We start from the raw sequence: 18,821 nt of genomic DNA on the forward strand, positions 1-18,821 counted from the left end.
TAAAAAATTATTTATTACAGTTTTAACTCCATTAAAATTTGTTATTATTGCTTAGCTATAATTATGCATTTAATATATAGTATATTTTTTACATTATAAGTATTATTTTTTTATTAAAGTTAATTTTTTTATAGTTTTTTTTAATAATTTATAAATATTATACTTGATATATTTTGTGAATATGCTATTATTAGTTCATAAAATAAAAATATTTAGCTACTGCTAAAGTTTGAAAATATCATTTTTTTATGAATTTGTTTCTTCTATTAATTAGGTAGAAACGGTATTTGTGATTAGGTAATTTCTTAATTACAGTTTGATTGTTTACTGATATTTTTAATTAAACTTAAAGGAGCTAAATATGTCTATTAACTTTTTTTCTAATAAAAGTAATCTCAATACTACTTATTATATAGTGAGTAGTCTATTAATTTGTAACAACACTATTGGTCCTATATTAAAAATAAATAAAAATGTAGAAAAATCTTTTTCAAAGAAGAAATCCATAGAAAAAAACAAATTTTTCATACTATCAAAAAATCATAACATCAAATTTATGGATAAAGTATTTCTAATATAGTGCATCATTTTTTTAAAGTTTTAAATGTTTGTGTATTTTAATTAATTTATTAATTTATGCATACATTAAGGTGTTTTCATAAAAGGAGTTTGTTAGGTATAAAAAATTATTATTAGTGTCATTTTTAGTATAGCTAAATTTGTTATTACCTATTTTATAAAGAAAAATAGATAATAAGTTTACAAGCAATGCTCGCATATTTTTATTAGTAATTTATGCCGGCATAAAGAAATCTATAAAAGGAGAGCAGCTATGAGTAATCCTGTATTAATAGTAAAATTAATTAAAATGGCAGTGGAAGTATTAGAAGAATATTTACTCGGTAAAGATGGAAATAAGTAAATTAAGGAGGTCTTATAATGTTTCTAAAAAATATCATATTAGGTTTAGTCCCTGTTGTATTAAGTATTATAGCAGAGGAAGTATTAAAAACAGTTATTAAAAGATCCTAAGTTTGTAAGCGTGCCTGCATATCTTTTTAAGGTCTGCGCATATTAAGGAAGAAAATGATTATTAATTTATTATTTTTTAGGAGTTTAATTTAATATGATTGATAAAATAAATTATAACAAAACAAATTTAAAAAATATAAGTAGTAAAAATATGGATTATATTGGAAATGATGAATTTATATCAGAGTTAAATTTGAATAAATACAAAAGTGCTTCAGATGAAAAAATAGACATTAATAATCAATATTCAAATTCTATTTCAAATGCAAATAGTAAGAAATATAGTATGAAGCGTGAAGTATTAGATAACAGAATTGATAATTATGATGATGAAATAAATAATACTATTACTAGAAAAGATGGAGGGCTAAAGGAAACAAGCGTATTGAATGAACAGGGTAATGTTTCCGAAACCCATCATAAAGAAACATTCAATATAGATTCAGCAGCTCAGGGAAGAGAAAATAAAACTCATGCTGAAAAAACAAAATATGGAGATCCAACTACTGATATAAGGGTTACAGATGGGGATAATACAAAAGATTATCAATTAAAATATGAAAAAGATCCTAAGTCAAATGTAGACTCTCTTTCAAATCCTAAATATTCAGGTGGCGATAAAGTTGCACCTTCAGATCAGGTTGATGATATAAAAAGAATAGCATCAAATAAAACTAATACAGAAAATAAAGACTATGCACATACTAGTGAAAATACATACGATAGAATTTCAAGTGAAGACGGTAAAGTTAATAGTGATCCATTGACAAGAGATGAAGCTATTGAATTAACAGAAAAAGCAAGAAAAGGAGAGAAAATAGAATATAAATATGCTGATGAAAAAAGAAATATACAATTTCGTAATCAATTACTAAAATCAACGTTATTAGGAGGAGCTTTCGCGGCAGGCGGTGCTTTATTTGGTGAAATAATGAAGTTGATTGACAATGGAGGTAATTTAACAGAAGATGAGTTTATACAAGGATTTTTTAATGTTGTTAGTGCTGGTGTAGATGGAGCTTCTAAAAGTGCACTTGCTGTTAGTCTTCACTATTTAGGAAAAAATATAGGTTCTTCTATACTTTCAAATCCTTATGTAGGAGGAGGAATTGCAGTTGTTACTATAGATACATTAAAGAGCCTTTATAAATTTGCTATAGGTCAAATTAATGATATAGAACTTATTGGAGATGTATCAAAAAATATAATTCAAACTACAACAACTTCTGTAGGAGCTTTTGCAGGTTCCACTTTAGCTTCTTCAATTTCATCATTAGTAATTTCTAATATGACTATGAGTGCGGCCGCTGCAGCAACATTTAGTACTATAGCAACAGTTGTAGGTTCTGTTCTTGGAGGTTTGGCTTTTGGTTTGACAACTGCCTATCTTATAGATTTAGATTCCAAAGCAGGCATTGAAATAGCAAAAAGAGATATAGAAGAAGCATACGAAGAATTTAAGAAAGATAAAAATTTATACCAATTAGTTGATAAAATAGGAACACAAAAAGATTGGGAATTCAGTATTAAAAGTTTGATTCTATTTGGAGGTACATTTGCTCAGATAAGTGAATGCTGTACTAGGAGTCAGGGACTTAAAAATATATCATCTCATTTAGATAAACAGTACAGTTATATAGATGAGGCAGAGAGAAGGGCTATAAATAATATAAAAGAAAAAGCAGCTATTATTGAAGATGATATGAAGCAGAAATTTTATGCTAATGTAAAGCATATGTTTCAAAATGATGTTGTTGAACTTCATAATGACTTAATGAATTTTTTAAATGCAAAAAGAAATATATTGGCTTTAAATGAGAAGAAATATATTAATGAACTCAAATGTATAGATGAAGATAATGCAGCTTTACAGGAAAGAGCTTACAGAGATGAGCTATTTTATGATGAAGTTAATAATTTGATAGAGATGATAGAAAAATCTGATATTGAAGTTAAAGAAAATATTATAGGGGTATTGGCATATATAGCTTCAGAAAAATTTTCTGAGAATTTGAATTCTGATATAAGAGATTTTTATGAACTATTAATTGAAGATAATATAATAAATATTTGATTTATATATTTTATAAAAATAAATAGGAGTTAAATATGATTATAGATTTTTTATTAAATATAATGTGTAAGAAAAAATTAGAAAAACAAAGAGAAAAACTCAAATTAAAAATAGCTGATCTTGAGAATTATAGGGATAGAGCTATACAAAGAGTTAATGAAGTTAAAGAGTATTATAATCAAAGATTGAATGATGTATTTGAGCATTTGTCAAAGTTAGAAATTAATATCAAAAATAATTTTTATAAGATTGTGCATGATGAACTAATTGAAGTTTCTAATATAGTAAAACAGTCTTATGAAATAGTATTTCATATGATTGATTTAGATTGGCAGATAAAAATTTTAACATCAAGAAAGAATAATAAGAAAACAGAAATCACTATTCGTAAAAGAAGTAAAGATGAAGCTGTTAAAATTTTAAAAATATTATTTTCTTCTTACAAAAAAGATGCAAGGCTAAAATGGTTTAATGAAGTTAATGATAATAATATAAAATGCATAGAAGAATTAAATAAATTAAAAACAGAGGACAATAGTGAAGATATAAATATACTTATAGATCTATGTGAAAGAGATTTGATAAACCGCGATCATATAGTAACAATAAAAAAATATATAAATACTGAGGATAAAATATTAAATATGCTTTTAAAAGATGTGGATTCTCTTAATGAGCAAATAAAAAATATAAAAAATAAAGCCATTGATTGTTATATGAGATACAGAGAATTACAAAATCAATATTATGATTTATATAATAGACAAATTGATGATAATAAAATACTTCCTGGTTATCAAGCATTAATTCAACAAAAGGATCAATTAAAAATTATAAAAGGGAATTCGTATAAGAAAGCAGATGATTTCAGCAAGGATTTAAAAAATAGATGCATCAATAGAGAGAAGATAGTAAATTATGAGGATCTTAAATATGAGGAGAAAAAATTATGGGATAATTATAAAGACTATAAAGTATTATTTAAAGACTCTAATGATAATGTTAATTATTACTATGAAACAATAAAATTTCTTATAGAAGAGCGAAAGAAAAGCATTAAGGAGCTTTATACAAAATCTATAATTACACTTAAGCAGGTTAATGAAATGGGTATAACTTATTATAAAAATAATAATTCTGATATAAAGGAGAATTAATATATGATGTATAAAATTAAAGTAAAAAGTAAATATTTAACAGGAATAAATAAAATGATAATTTGGGTTTTGAACAATGATTATCATAGACCTAAGGATATATTTAATATATTAAAAATATTTTACAGTAATACTTTAAAAATATATATACAGAATATGCTTGAGTTAAATTTATTATGCATAAAAAAAGTTAATGGTATAGGAGGCATATATGTAAATAAGAATTTTGATGGGGAGTATTTTTATTTAAATATTGAAGATGATAGTATAAATTTGAATAGTTTGGACAAAAAAGAAAAATGCAAAATAATAAAAAATAATTTGATTAATAAAAGTACTATAAAGGCATTAAGCTTAAAAAATATATCAGTTTGTTATTAAAGGAGATTATTATGACATTTTTAGAATATTTATCAGCTTGGAAAAATTATTTGAATGTATTATCTGATACTATGATAGATGATAAATTACGTATAAAATATTTAAGGCAGATAGAATATATAAAAAAAATAGAGTATGGAATTTTTATGGATGCAAAACTCTTTCAAACTTTGAAAAGAACTTATGATAACAATATTGTATCTGAATCAAAAAAGGAAAATAATATTCATATTGATCCAATACAAGATATATATAAAAAAGGAAGTGGTGTATTTAATATTATAGAGAAAGCAATAAACAGCAAGAAATTATTTTGTTTAATGGGTCCTCCTGGTACAGGAAAAACTACAGCAATTGCTGAGATAATATTACAAACTATGAAAATGAATAGTAAATCTAAAATAGCTATATGCTCTGAAACACATATTGCAGTTGATAATGCTATAGAAAAATTGATATATGAATGCTGTAAAAGAAAATTGAATTATTCTATTATGAGATATGAAGAGTTTAAAGATAAGAGTGATAATTTGGCATATAATGTTTGCTATAATAATTATATAGATCATTGGAAAAAATATGTAGCTTCTAGTTATGATAAAAAGTTTTGTGAGAATTTATTTTTTGAGTTTGAAAGAAATATAGGAAATAAAAAGAGAAATCATAAGTATATTTGTGATAATGTAAGTATATTAGGTATTACATGCAATCAAATTGGAAGATTTAAAATAGAAGAAACTGATGAGGCTTATGATTTAGTTATTATTGATGAAGTATCTAAAAATACTTTACCTGAAATTTTAATGCCTGCTTCTTTTGCTAAAAAGGTAATATTAGTTGGGGATCCTAATCAACTTCCTCCTGTATTTTGCCGTAATGAAATAGAAACTATGAATGAAATAGATATTAATTTGCAAGAAACATTAATAGAAAATTCTTTAGTTGATAGATTATTTAAGAATTCTGATAGAGATACAATGTTCGGTATGCTGGATACTCAATATAGAATGGAAGCAAAGATAGGTGATATTGTAAGCAGATTTTTTTATAATGGAGAATTAAAAAATGCTACAGCATATTGTGATGATGAAAGTATATATTGGATAGATTATCATACAAATGAAAAATTTCCTAATAATTATAGAGGGGAATTATATAATCCTATAGAAATAGATTTAATAAATAATAGTATTGAAAACTTAAATACTAATGCAAATACATCTATAGCAATAATAACACCATATAAGAAACAAAAGTATGAAATTAGAAAAAAAATAAAAAATAATGAAAATCTGAAGCATTTAAATATAAAAATAGATACAATAGATGCTTTTCAGGGTAAAGAAGCTGATATAGTTTATTTTAGCGTTGTTAGAAATACAGGTTCTGCAAAATTCTTTTCTAATATAAAAAGACTTAATGTAGCAATATCAAGAGCAAAAAACAGATTGTATATGGTTGGTATGTCTAAGTATTGTAATAAGGTAGATATATTGAAAAATATTTATTCATTCTCAAAAGTGTGTTAATATAGATCATATAGTCAATCTAACTATTTATTTTTGATAATTAGATTGACTATAATATAAAGTATTAAACATTAGCCATTTTGAAAATATTATAAACATCTTCTTTATTTAAAGCTCTGAAATGTTTAAACTCTAACTTACCATCTTTGATGCATCTTCTTGTTAAATCTTGTAAAACTTCTTCACTTTGTATTCCCACTCCTAATTCCGTAAAGTTGGTAGGCATATTTATTTGCTTGAAATATTCTATAGTTTTTTCTATTCCTTTAAGTCCTGTATCATCATCTATATTCCAAACATTTTTTGAATATTGAATGAATCTTTCTTTTTTGTCTTTTAAACAGTATTTAGCCCAAGGTCCCCACATCACAGAAAGACTTGCTCCATGTGCACAATCAAATTTTGCACTCAATTCATGTCCGAATTTATGTACTATAAAATCGAAAGTAAGTCCTAGTCCTGTTAAAGTATTATGAGATAAACTTCCGCACCACATTAGTTCGCTCATAGCATCATAATCAGTTTTATCTTTCATAGCTATTAAGCCGTTTTTAAAAATAGTTCTTAAAACAGCTTCGGCAATCGCATCTGTTGTTTGATTGTTATCACCATTTACTGAATTTTCACTGTCTCCGAAATATCTATCAAATGTATGCATAAGCATGTCAACTATTCCGCATGCTACTTGATAATAAGGTAATGTAAAAGTTAAGCATGGATTCATTATAGCAAATTTAGGACGATTAAATTCTGTAGGAAGTCCCCTTTTATCAAGAGTTTCTTCATTAGTAAGTACGGCAGAATTGCTTGTTTCACTTCCTGCAGCTGATATGGTAAGAACACATCCTATAGGAAGACTTTTTTCTAAAGTTTTTGATTTTGTCCAAAACTCCCATATATCAGTATCCGGATTAGCTGTACCATGTGCTATTGCTTTAGCAGTATCGATTACGCTTCCTCCTCCTATGCCAAGTATAAAGTCTGATTTAAAAGCTATAGATTTTTTTACCCCTTCTCTAGCATGAGATAATGTAGGATTGGCTTTTACTCCTCCAAACATTTCATATTCTATATTTTCTTCTTTAATTATATTTTCTATTTTTTCTAATAATCCGCTTTCTTTTACGCTTTTTGTACCATAAACTATAAATATTTTTTTACAGCCTAGCTTTTTTATTTCTTTAGCTGTCATGTTTTCTGTATCTTTTCCAAATATTACTTTTGTTGGATTATTATATATGAAACTTTGCATGTTATTTTCCTTTATATAAAGATTTTTTACTAAAGTATTATTATAATGATTTTATTATTATAATACAATATTAAATTAAAAATACCAAAAAAATATTTTTAAATAAAAATTTTTTAAATATAAATTTTTTATTGTACTTGATATTTATTTATTATCTAATATACTTATAAATATTACTTATTTTGAGATTGGAGTATAAAGGTGAAACATATTAGATTTTTGATTATACTATTGACTTTTAGCTATTCTGTATTCGCATTAACTGCAAATGAAACTAATCTATTTAATGCAATTAATGAACAAAATTCAGATAATGTATCAAATATATTAAATGATTCTACAGATATAGATATAAATGTTCTAGATGCTGAAGGATATACTCCTTTGCATAGAGCGGTATTGAATAAAGATTTGAATACTATAAACGTACTTTTAGAAAATGAAAATATAGATATTAATTCAAAATTGGATATGAAAGTAAGTATAGATGGTTGGTATTTAGGAGGAGCAACTCCGTTAATATTAGCTTCATATATTGGAGATACTAATATTGTTTCAGTTTTACTAGATAATAATGCTGATATTAAAGCACAAGATGATGTTGATGGCAGTATGGCTATACATATGGCTTCTGCTAATGGTAATAATGATGTAGTAATTATGCTTCTTGATAAAGATCCTACTACTATAAATGATGTAGATAATAGAGGAAATACTCCATTACACTGGGCTGCTATGAAAGATAAGCCTGAAACTGTTAAATTATTAATGGAAAATGGGGCAGATATAGAATCTAAAGATGCTGATGGATGGACACCTTTACATTACGCTGCTGCTTTCTCTTCTCTTCAAACTGTACAAACTCTTGTCGATTTAGGTGCTGATAAAACAAGTACAACTAAAGATGGAAATGAGCCTATATACTATGCAAGAGGAGATGATGTTAAAAACTATTTAGCAGGAAATGATAATATAGCAAGAGAAGGTACTCCTGAAGATAGTTTGGAAGGAGATGAAACAGTTGTAGCTGATAATAATACAGAAGATAATAATACAGAAGAAGCTATGAATAATGAGGAAGAAACAGCAGCAGAAGAAGAAGTTACAGCAGAAAATGAAGAATATGCTCAAAATGATACTGTAGATGAAGAAACTGAAGAAGTTTACACTGAAGATACTGTAAATGCTGCTGATTTAGATGTTAAACAATTAGAACTTTTAGTTGCTGTTAAAAATAATGATACAATAGCTTTGAATACTTTAATAAAAGAGGGTGTTAATCCTAATTTTGTAGATGAAAATGGATATACTCCTTTACATTTGGCAGTTATAAATAATAATTTAGATACAGTAGAAGCTTTACTTAAATATAAAGATATCAATAAAGAGGCAAAACTTCCTTATAAAGCTACTTTGGATAATTGGTATTTAGGCGGTGCTACTCCTTTAATAGTTGCTTCTTATGTAGGTAATGCTGATATAGTTTATACTTTAATAGAGGCAGGCTGTGATATGAGAGCTAGAGATGATATAGATGGTGCTATGCCTATACATGTGGCTTCAGCAAACGGCAATGATGATACTGTTATATTGTTATTAGAAAAAGATAAAACATTAGTAAATGAAGCTGACAAAAATGGAAATGATACTCCATTACATTGGGCCGCTATGAAAGATAAGCCATCTACAGTTAATGTACTTTTGAAATACGGAGCTGATTCAAAAATTCAAAACTCTGATGGAAATACAGCTTTACATTATGCTGCAATGTATGCATCTTCTGATGTTATAAAAAATATAGTTGCTTCAGACAAATCAAGTGTTAATATGGCTAATAATGAAAATATGTATCCTATACATTATGCTGCTTTAGAAGATAATGTTGATGCTTTAACAGCTTTAGTTCAAAACGGAAAAGCAGATGTTAATATAAAAGATTCTAATAATGATACAGCTTTACATTATGCTGCTGCTTATGGTAATATAGATAGTGTTATGGCTTTGGTAGAAAAATGTAATGCTGATAAAACATTAAAAGATAATGACGGTTATATCGCTGCTGATTTAGCTCTTGATAATGGTTATGAGAATATAGCCAATTATTTAAAAGGTGCTGCTTATATACCTGATAATAATCAAGAAATAGGTAATGAACAAGAATTAATACTTCCTGAGTACAATAAAAAGCCAAATTTGGATAAAAAATGGTGGTAATTTAATTTTATTATAATTGTGATTTTAAAAGGCTTGGAATTTTATAAATTTCAAGCCTTTATTTTTTTATTTATTTCAATAAAAAATATCTTTTTTCATAAAATCATAATATATTATAATTATATATTTGTTATAAATAATATTAGAAAAATAGTACAATAAAATTTGCAATAGAAATAAATATATAATACAATATAAGATAATATATTAATTGAGAGGAATTAAGAATATGTTTAAAGGCACTACAATATGTGCAGTATGCAGAGACGGAGTTACGGCAATAGCTGGAGATGGACAAGTTACATTAGGCGAAACTGTAATGAAACCTAATGCTGTTAAATTAAGAAAATTATACGGTGGTAAAGTGATATCCGGTTTTGCTGGATCCACTGCTGATGCTTTTACATTATTTGAAAAATTTGAAAAAAGACTTCAGGAATTTTCAGGTGATTTAACCAGAGCGGCAGTTGAGCTTGCACGCGAATGGAGAACTGATAAAATGCTTAGAAATTTACAGGCGCTTATTATAGTGGCAAGTAAAGAAAAAATGCTTTTACTTTCCGGTAATGGTGATGTTATAGAAAGTGAGAACAATATATTAGCTATAGGTAGCGGCGGACAGTATGCTAAAGCAGCTGCAATGGCATTAAGTGAAAATACAGACCTTTCCGCTAAAGAAATAGCTAGAAAATCGCTTGAAATAGCTTCTAAAATATGTATATACACTAACAGCAATATTTCTTTGGAGGTAATAGAATAAGATGTCATTTGATGCGAAATTAGAAAGCGAACTTACGCCTAGAAAAATAGTAGAGGCATTGGATCAATATATAATAGGACAGACAGAGGCAAAACGTTCTGTTGCTATAGCTTTGAGAAATAGATATAGAAGAAGACATTTACCTGATGAATTGAGAGATGAGGTTGCGCCTAAAAATATAATTCTTATAGGTCCTACAGGAGTTGGTAAAACTGAGATAGCTAGAAGACTTGCTAAATTGGTAAATGCTCCTTTTATTAAGGTTGAGGCTACAAAATATACAGAAGTTGGTTATGTAGGACGTGATGTTGAGAGTATGGTAAGAGATTTGGTAAATGTTGCCATATTTGATCTTAAAACTGCTATGATGAAAGAAGTAGAAAAAGAGGCTACAGAAATAGCTTTGGATAAATTAGCTAAATTACTTCTTCCTTCTGTTAAAAAAGAAAATGATGAAAATATGTCTGAAGAAGAAGCAGAAAAGAAGAAAAATGCTAAAGAACAAATAAAAAAACGTATACAGAATGGTGATTTTGATGAAAGTTATGTAGAAATTAAAATATCATCAGGAAATAATAGAATGTTTGGTATAATTCCAGGTATGGGTTTTGAAGAAAGTGATATGATTCAATCCATGGTAGGAAGTATTATGCCTACAAATAAGAAGCATAAACGTTTGAGAGTTAAAGAGGCTAAAAAATATTTAATTAATGAGGCTTCAGAATCTCTTATAGATATGGATAAAATCACATCCGATGCTTTAAGTCTTACAGAGAATATGGGTATCATATTCTTAGATGAAATAGATAAAATTGCAAGCGGCAATAAAACAGATAGTGCAGATGTAGCCCGTCATGGTGTACAAAGAGATTTACTTCCTATAGTTGAAGGTACTACAGTTAATACAAGATATGGTCCTATAAAAACAGATCATATATTGTTTATTGCAGCAGGGGCTTTCCATATAAATAAGCCTTCCGATTTGATTCCTGAACTTCAAGGAAGATTTCCTATAAGAGTTGAGTTAAAGGCTTTATCAAAAGATGATTTCAAGGATATACTTGTTAATCCTAAGAATGCTATAACAAAACAGTATCAGGAGCTATTAAAGACAGAGGGGGTAACAATAGAATTTGAAGAAGAGGCTCTATCAGCAATAGCAGATATAGCATATAATATCAATACTAATGTGGAAAATATAGGTGCTAGAAGACTTTACACTATTATGGAAAAGGTATTTGAAGAGATTTCTTTTAGTGCTGATGAACATAAAGGTGAATTTATAAAAATTAATGCCGATAATATAAAAGAGTCGATGAAGGATATCGAGGATAACAGAGATATAAGCAGATATATATTGTAGTGTTTTTTAATATAATAGTAGATTTTTTTATTATTTTTTATAATATAGTAAATATAATTAAAAAAAATGGAGTTTATGATGGATAATAACAATGAACAACAAGAAAGTACTGTATTTATTAAATGGGTGCCTCTATATGAGACAAGGCATAAACTTATAGACAGTCAGCATAAAGAGCTTGTTAATATTGTTAATGAGCTTTATTTGGCAACTGTTGATAATAATGCCAATACTAATGAAGCTTTTATTAAAGCTATTAAAAAATGTATAGACTATACTCAGTATCATTTCAAGACAGAAGAAAAAATAATGGATTTAATTAATTATTCAGATGCTGAGAATCATAAAGCTATGCATAAAAGTTTTTATCTTGAAATAGTTGATCAGATTAGAAAATATGAAGAAGGTCAGCCTTTTGTAGCCAATAAGTTTATTAAGTTCTTAAAAGATTGGCTTTTAGAGCATATAGGCTTTCAAGATAAAAAATTTGTAAATGAAATTAAAGAAGCTTTAAAGAAAAAAGAAGGCAATTAATAAAAGCATTATTAATATAGTTTATAAACATCTATGTTTATTATAATTTGTTATTATCAATTTAAAATAGAACTGTATAAAAAATAGTAGGATTGTTATAAGTGTATAAGAGTAATTCGTATGTAATTGGTGTAATTATATTAAGTATTATTAGTGCTATACTTCTATTTTTGGCGTTTCCGCCACTTAATTTATTCCCGATATCTTTTGTTGCTTTAGTTCCGCTTAATATTATAATATTTAAAGCAGATAAGATAAGGTATTATATTATATCATCTTCTATATTTGTACTGATTTTTTTTGGTATTCTTTTAATGTGGATCGTAGCTTTTATGTTAAGAGAGCTAGGATCCTTAATTTCTTTTTTGACATTATTTACTATTCTATTTTTATTGATATTTTTATTTTATTTTCCGTCAATGCTGTTAAGCGGGTTTCTTTCTAAAAAAAATCCTGAATTTAGATTTATAGCAGTACCGGTTGTATTCACATTTATGGAATATATGCGTAATGTGGGATTTCTTGGTTTTCCATGGGGGATTATTGGATATTCTCAATGGAATTTTTCTATATTCATACAATCAGCAGATATATTTGGAGTATTAGGAATAAGCTTTTTTGTTTATTTTTCTAATTCAATTATTGCTCATTATTTATTATTATATGCTGAGAAAGATAAAATTAAATATAAAAAGCCGTATATACCAGCATTAGTTTTTATATCATCATTTGTTTTAGTTATTATATACGGTGCTATTAGAATGAATGTTGAAGAATCAAGGAGGGCTTTTCAGCCAAAAACTAATATAGCTCTTATACAGCATGCATTTGATCCAAATAATCCATGGAATAGTATATATACAGGAGAGCCATTTAGAAAAGGAGGCGGAGGCATTCAAGGTTTTGCCGAAAGATTTCTTTTAAAATCAGATAAATTTAAAGATCAAGAGAAGCCCGATGGATCTACACAGAATGGTACTATTGCCATAAAAAGAATATGCTCTCTTGCAAGAGATGCTTCCCTATCAAAGCCATCTTTAATAGTATATCCTGAAACTGCTGCTATAGAGGGATACAGTTTTGTTGTAAACAATTATAAAGATATTTTTGATACAGGTATACCTGATTATGCCTACCCATCAATATATAATATGTATATTTTTTATGATATGGTTAAATATACTCAGACTTATCATTTGATTGGTACTGTATCTATAAAAGAAAATACTAATGAGAATGCCTATAATCAATATTCATACTATAATAGTATAGAATTTGTTAATGACAGAGGTAATAAGATAGATGAATATTCTAAAATAAAACTTGTACCTGGAGGAGAATCTTATCCTTTTCAGGACAATGAGTTTTTACTTAATACCTTTCCATTTAAGAATATAATTAATTTTATGTATAAACAGTTTGATAGTGCCGGAGCTAATAGATGGGAAAGAGGAAAGAAAGTAACAGTATTTAATCATCCTAATGGTTATCGTATTTCTGGTGCTATATGTTATGAAAGTGCTTTCGGCGATTTTATGAGAAAATTTGCCTATAATGGAGCTCAGGCTTTAGCTGTTATTACAGAGGACTCTTGGTCTTATAGTGATGAATCATTACTTCAGCATTTTTATATGTCAGTATTTAGAGCCATAGAAAATAGAAGGGATATTGTACATAATGGAAATTCAGGTGTAACAGGTCATATATCAAGTACCGGAAAAATAATTTCTACTCTTCCTTTTTGGAAACCTGATTATTTGATTGCAAATGTTGCTCTCAATGAAAGAATCACTATATATACTAGATTTGGAGAATGGTTTGTATATCTTTGTCTTATATCCATTATTGTATTATTCTTATCAGCTACTACTAAAACATTAGTTGAATTAAAAGAAATTATAAAAAAACGTTTCTTTGCTAAAAAATTAGAAACTGCAGAAGTACCGGTAGTACCTTCATCAAAGAAAGTTGATGAATATATTAATAATGATAATAATTATGAATTGCCTAGTTTAGATGATATAGACGATTTTGTAAGTAAAAAAGAAGCTAATTCTAATATTGTTAAAGATGTTAAAGAAAATAAAGCGGATAAAAATACAATAACAGAAGAAAAAAAGGTATATCCTGATAAAAAAATAAATGATAATAGAAAAATAAATAATAATAATAAAAATAATGATAATAAAAGGCTTGATGGTAATAAAAATATAGATTTATTTTCTGATAATGCTATAAACTATTCTAAAGAGATGTCTGATATTATAAATAATTCAGAGAGTTATAGTATATTTGAAAGAGATAAATATACATCAGAAATATCTTCTGCTTTAACAGGTATTATAGAAGAAAATGAGGAAAGCCTCAATAATAAAGATATAAAAAAAAATAATAATTTAATAAAAGAGGATTAAAGATTTATATGTTGGGAGCTATCAGAGTACTTATAGCTGAGGATTCTAAAACTACTAGTGCATTATTAAATAATGTATTGGCTAATCATTATAGAATAGAAGTTGTAAGTATTGTGAATAATGGTATAGATGCATATAAATCTATAGTATCAATAAAACCTGATTTTGTTGTTATGAATATAGATTTACCATTGATGGGCGGTATAGAATTGTTAAAGTTATTAAAAAAAGATAATATAGAAACTAATATTTTAATTATGAGTTCTTTGGCACAGAATAAAGATTTATCATCTAGGGCTTTAGACTTAGGTGCTTTAGATATAATATATAAGCCTAGAAATATTAATTCTGAGTTTATTAGAGATAATATACTTAATATAATATTAGAAACTACAAAAAATAATCCTGTAAAAAATGATTTAGGTTTTGATTATAATTCAAGTATTTTAAATAATTGTAATATGAAAGAAGTTATTGAAGATGATGAAAAAACATACTTGGATAAATTTGATGATAATGTAAAAATTATGCCTTATGATCAAAAACAAGTTGCAACAGCTTTGAGTAAATCTTTTAGAAAAGACTTTAAAGCTCCTGTTTTAGTGGCAATAGGTATATCTACAGGAGGTCCTAGAGCACTTAGAATAATGCTTCCTAGTCTGCCTAAAGATTTTCCTTTACCTATATTAATATCTCAGCATATACCTAAAGAATTTTCATCTTCTCTTATTTCTAGTTTGCAGGATATTTCTAAAATAAAAATTAAAGAGGCCCAGGTAGATGAGGAGATATTACCGTCTATTGTATATATCTCTCCAGGTGATAAAAACATGGGTATATATATGGACAGCAAAGGAAAATTAAGAATTAAATTTTATCCTGATCCGGATAAAAAATTTGTTTATACACCATGTGTTGATTATTTATTTAATACTATTGATGAAGTTTTAAGAGATAAAGCTATTGCTATTGTAATGACAGGTATGGGAAATGACGGTACTAGCGGCATGACTAAATTATACAATGATAATAATTTAACTATTGCTCAGGATAAGGCAAGCTGCACAGTATACGGTATGCCTAGAAGTGTTATAGAGAATAAAGTTGTGCATTTGGTATTATCACTTTATGATATTGCCGAATTTTTGGTACAATATTTGAGAGGTAAACTTAAATGAAGAATATTGTGATTTTAACTATTATATTGATTATTTTTGCATCTTCTTGTAAAAAAGAATATGGCGCTGAATATAGTTTATATGAATATGAGAAATATATATCTAAACTCATATCAAATAAGGATACTTTGGAGTTTACTTCTAATTTTGTTCCGAATGTAGATGAAAATATAATTAATACTTTGAATGAGATGAGTTTGATATATGAACTTACTCCTGTTAATATTATAGAGTCTATAAAAAATAGGGGGGCTTTATACCAAAGAATATTTTCAGATAATGATGATTCTCTTTGTAATTATTTGCCTAAGGATGGCGGATATTATGATGTTAATGTTACATATAAAAAATATAAAGATGTTATGGTAGCTCAAATTGAATATCCTTCTTTTAATAAAATATCTGAAAATTCTATTGAATTTGTGGCTATTTATTTAAATGATAAGTGGAATTTAATTACTATTAATTTTTTGAATATTTGAAAATAGGATTTTTTAATGAAAAAAATTTTGATTACATTAATTGCTGTACTATTTATAGCAGTATCATGTTTGGAAGATTTAGACAGTGTTAGAAAAAAATCTTTGTTTGCATTTTATGATGAGATGAAAAATGAAATATTAAATGATAATATAAATTGGATAGAAAAGAATTCTAATATAGAAAATATAGAAAACATAAAAAATATTATATTAGATAATACTGACTCTTTAAAGAAGTTAATGTCTTCTTCAAATGAGGAATACTCAGTAACTATAAATTATACAATAGGTGATAGCAGTAATCCATCAAGAGGATATTATATAGTTAGAAATACAGAATTTTCACCTACATATTATTATATAAGACTTGCTAATAATTCCAGCAAATGGAAAATAGAGTCAATAGATAAACTTCCTTTAAAATAAAATATTATTTTTTAGTTATTTGCAAAAAATATTAAATATACTAAAATAAAATAATTAAGTTTTATTTTAAGGAAAATATATATGCCTATAATAAAAGCTCCATGCAAAATAAATATTTCTCTTGATATAACATCAAAAAGAAAAGACGGATATCATTTGATAGAATCTTTATTTCACACCGTTAATTTATATGATGTAATAAATATTGAAAAAGCTGATAAATATAATATTACAACAAGCGGTAAGTATGCATTAGAAGATGATAAAGAAGAAAATATTGTAACAAAAATATTCAATCATTTTAAAAGTAAAATGAATCTTAATAATAATTACAATATACATATAGAAAAAAACATACCTACAGGGGCAGGACTTGGAGGCGGATCATCTGATGCGGCTAATATTATTAAGTTTTTTTTATCTGAATTAAATATCGATATAAATGATGATTTAATAGAATCTTTTTCTTCATTTGGGGCAGATATTCCTTTTTTTATAAGAGGAGGATGTGCTTGGGTTTCAGGTATTGGAGAGAAGATACAAAATTATGATTTTACGCTTCCTTATAATGTTATTTTAATATACCCAAATATACATGTTTCTACAAAATTAGCTTATTCAAAATTTACTCCTGAAGATTTTAATAAATCAGATTTGTTTTATATAAAGAATATGCTTGATAATAGAGATATTAACTTTGAAAAAATAGTTTCAAAAACATATAATGTATTTGAGAATAATGTTTTTAATTTAGAAAAAAGAATAGAAGAAATAAAAAATAAAACAGAAAGTATAATTAAAAGAAAAGTAAATATGAGCGGTTCAGGTTCTTCGCTTTTTGCTTTATATAATAATGATGATGCTATGATTGAAGATGATTTTAAAAAATTAAAAAATGAACTTAATATTGATATATATAAAGTGAGTTTGATTTAATTGTATTTAATCTTTTTTATGTTATAATTTTTTTATTAAAAAATTAAATATTCTAAAAATAAAAAGAGAACATTATAAAAAATGGTAAAAAAAATATTTATTATATTATTTATTTATTCTTCTGTATTTTTTGCAGCTGATTTATCATCTTTATCATCAAAGCATTCATTATCAGTTTTAGAAACAGTAAGTACAAGATCAAAAGGTATGATGGGGGCAGATTTTTTAATAGGAAATGACTCATCTGTTGTGTTTAAGAACTCTTCATCTTTAATGGGAGTACTTAGAGATAGTGTTAATTTGAATTATACTGTTACATCCAATCCTCAAAATGATTATATATTTAATGCTTCATATGCTCATATAGGAGGATATTATGCGGTTGGTATAGGTTTTGCAGGAGAAATAAATAAAGTTTATTCTTATGATAGTTTAGGAACTAAAAAAAATGATATATATAACGGACTTTATTTAATCAATGTAGGTGCTGCTTATGCGATTAGCGATAGTTCTTTTATAGGCGGAAATATAAAAACTGTTATTAATAATAGCGGAAAAGATAATAATTTTGGAATGTTTTTTGATTTATCATATATGCAGTCTATTTTTACTCCTAGTTTTAAACTTGGTTTAGGAATTAGGAATTTTGGATTTTATGATAATGTTTTTGCTAAAACAGATACTGATATAATAGCTTCTGTAGCATACGCTAAAAGCGATGGAAGTTTTGCTATATCAGGACAATATACAATATCAGTACCTTCTGTAAGTCATGAATTCTCTGTTGGTCTTGAGGCTATGATTATAGATTTTAATAAATTAGGATTATTTAAGCAAAAAACAGCATGGTATGATGATTTGCCTGAAAGCATATTAGATGCACCTGATTTTATACAAAAAAGACTAGCTCAAAAACTTCCAAGCGGTGTTTTAGCTAGATTGGGAGTGGGTACTAAAGGTGTTTCTTTAGGCTTGTCTGTTTATTTAGATTTGTTCAGACTTGATTATGCTATCAGTTTTGATAATTTTAGTAAAGATAATATTTCGCATGATGTAGGCATGAGTTTTATGTTTTAATATAGGTTTTTT

At 26.5% G+C, this 18,821-nt stretch carries 16 protein-coding genes; 15 read left to right on the plus strand and 1 reads right to left on the minus strand.

Going from position 1 to position 18,821, the window contains the following annotated elements; translation table 11 throughout:
• Positions 1–361: 361 nt before the first annotated feature.
• From BRSU_RS01115 to BRSU_RS01135, 5 genes are all read left to right on the plus strand, one after another.
• Positions 362–580, plus strand: a complete 219-nt coding sequence (locus BRSU_RS01115) for a hypothetical protein (protein WP_048593388.1) — start codon at positions 362–364, stop codon at positions 578–580.
• 546 nt (positions 581–1,126) lie between these two features.
• Positions 1,127–3,106: a hypothetical protein gene (locus BRSU_RS01120; RefSeq protein WP_053082757.1), complete on the plus strand. Its 1,980-nt coding sequence runs from the start codon at positions 1,127–1,129 to the stop codon at positions 3,104–3,106.
• A 35-nt stretch (positions 3,107–3,141) separates the two neighbouring features.
• Positions 3,142–4,263 (plus strand): hypothetical protein, encoded by a 1,122-nt coding sequence (locus BRSU_RS01125; protein ID WP_048593389.1) that lies wholly within the window; start codon positions 3,142–3,144, stop codon positions 4,261–4,263.
• A gap of 3 nt (positions 4,264–4,266) precedes the next feature.
• Complete coding sequence (locus tag BRSU_RS01130; RefSeq protein WP_048593390.1) at positions 4,267–4,644, plus strand: hypothetical protein; 378 nt, start codon at positions 4,267–4,269, stop codon at positions 4,642–4,644.
• A gap of 11 nt (positions 4,645–4,655) precedes the next feature.
• Entirely contained in the window at positions 4,656–6,173 is a 1,518-nt protein-coding gene (locus tag BRSU_RS01135) for an AAA domain-containing protein (RefSeq protein WP_048593391.1), read from the plus strand.
• Positions 6,174–6,237: 64 nt separating this feature from the next.
• On the opposite strand, the gene BRSU_RS01140 is transcribed toward BRSU_RS01135, so the two are convergent.
• A complete protein-coding gene (locus BRSU_RS01140) occupies positions 6,238–7,425 on the minus strand; it encodes an iron-containing alcohol dehydrogenase (protein WP_048593392.1) in 1,188 nt (395 codons plus the stop codon).
• Positions 7,426–7,626: 201 nt separating this feature from the next.
• On the opposite strand from BRSU_RS01140, the gene BRSU_RS01145 reads away from it, so the two are divergent.
• The 10 genes from BRSU_RS01145 to BRSU_RS01190 all read left to right on the plus strand — a co-directional run bounded on the left by BRSU_RS01145 (position 7,627) and on the right by BRSU_RS01190 (position 18,809).
• Positions 7,627–9,639: an ankyrin repeat domain-containing protein gene (locus BRSU_RS01145; RefSeq protein WP_048593393.1), complete on the plus strand. Its 2,013-nt coding sequence runs from the start codon at positions 7,627–7,629 to the stop codon at positions 9,637–9,639.
• A gap of 229 nt (positions 9,640–9,868) precedes the next feature.
• Complete coding sequence (gene hslV, locus BRSU_RS01150; protein ID WP_020064472.1) at positions 9,869–10,399, plus strand: ATP-dependent protease subunit HslV; 531 nt, start codon at positions 9,869–9,871, stop codon at positions 10,397–10,399.
• Position 10,400: 1 nt separating this feature from the next.
• Positions 10,401–11,762 (plus strand): ATP-dependent protease ATPase subunit HslU, encoded by a 1,362-nt coding sequence (hslU, locus tag BRSU_RS01155; protein ID WP_048593394.1) that lies wholly within the window; start codon positions 10,401–10,403, stop codon positions 11,760–11,762.
• A gap of 78 nt (positions 11,763–11,840) precedes the next feature.
• The gene (locus BRSU_RS01160; protein WP_028331328.1) at positions 11,841–12,296 is read left to right on the plus strand and encodes a bacteriohemerythrin; all 456 of its coding nucleotides are present in this window, start codon (positions 11,841–11,843) and stop codon (positions 12,294–12,296) included.
• 101 nt (positions 12,297–12,397) lie between these two features.
• Positions 12,398–14,710, plus strand: a complete 2,313-nt coding sequence (lnt, locus tag BRSU_RS01165) for an apolipoprotein N-acyltransferase (protein ID WP_048593395.1) — start codon at positions 12,398–12,400, stop codon at positions 14,708–14,710.
• 8 nt (positions 14,711–14,718) lie between these two features.
• Positions 14,719–15,888, plus strand: coding sequence for a chemotaxis protein CheB (locus BRSU_RS01170; protein ID WP_048593396.1), 1,170 nt, complete (start codon positions 14,719–14,721; stop codon positions 15,886–15,888).
• Positions 15,885–16,370 carry a hypothetical protein gene (locus BRSU_RS01175; RefSeq protein ID WP_048593397.1) on the plus strand — a complete coding sequence of 162 codons (486 nt, stop codon included), beginning with the start codon at positions 15,885–15,887 and terminating at the stop codon, positions 16,368–16,370. The genes BRSU_RS01170 and BRSU_RS01175 overlap by 4 nt, the downstream gene beginning before the upstream one ends.
• A gap of 15 nt (positions 16,371–16,385) precedes the next feature.
• Positions 16,386–16,796, plus strand: coding sequence for a hypothetical protein (locus BRSU_RS01180; RefSeq protein WP_048593398.1), 411 nt, complete (start codon positions 16,386–16,388; stop codon positions 16,794–16,796).
• Between the two features lie 81 nt (positions 16,797–16,877).
• Positions 16,878–17,732, plus strand: coding sequence for a 4-(cytidine 5'-diphospho)-2-C-methyl-D-erythritol kinase (gene ispE, locus BRSU_RS01185; protein WP_048593399.1), 855 nt, complete (start codon positions 16,878–16,880; stop codon positions 17,730–17,732).
• Positions 17,733–17,813: 81 nt separating this feature from the next.
• Positions 17,814–18,809, plus strand: a complete 996-nt coding sequence (locus BRSU_RS01190; RefSeq protein WP_048593400.1) for a hypothetical protein — start codon at positions 17,814–17,816, stop codon at positions 18,807–18,809.
• Positions 18,810–18,821: the final 12 nt, after the last annotated feature.

It is taken from the genome of Brachyspira suanatina (genome assembly GCF_001049755.1).
Taxonomy (GTDB): Bacteria; Spirochaetota; Brachyspiria; order Brachyspirales; family Brachyspiraceae; genus Brachyspira; species Brachyspira suanatina.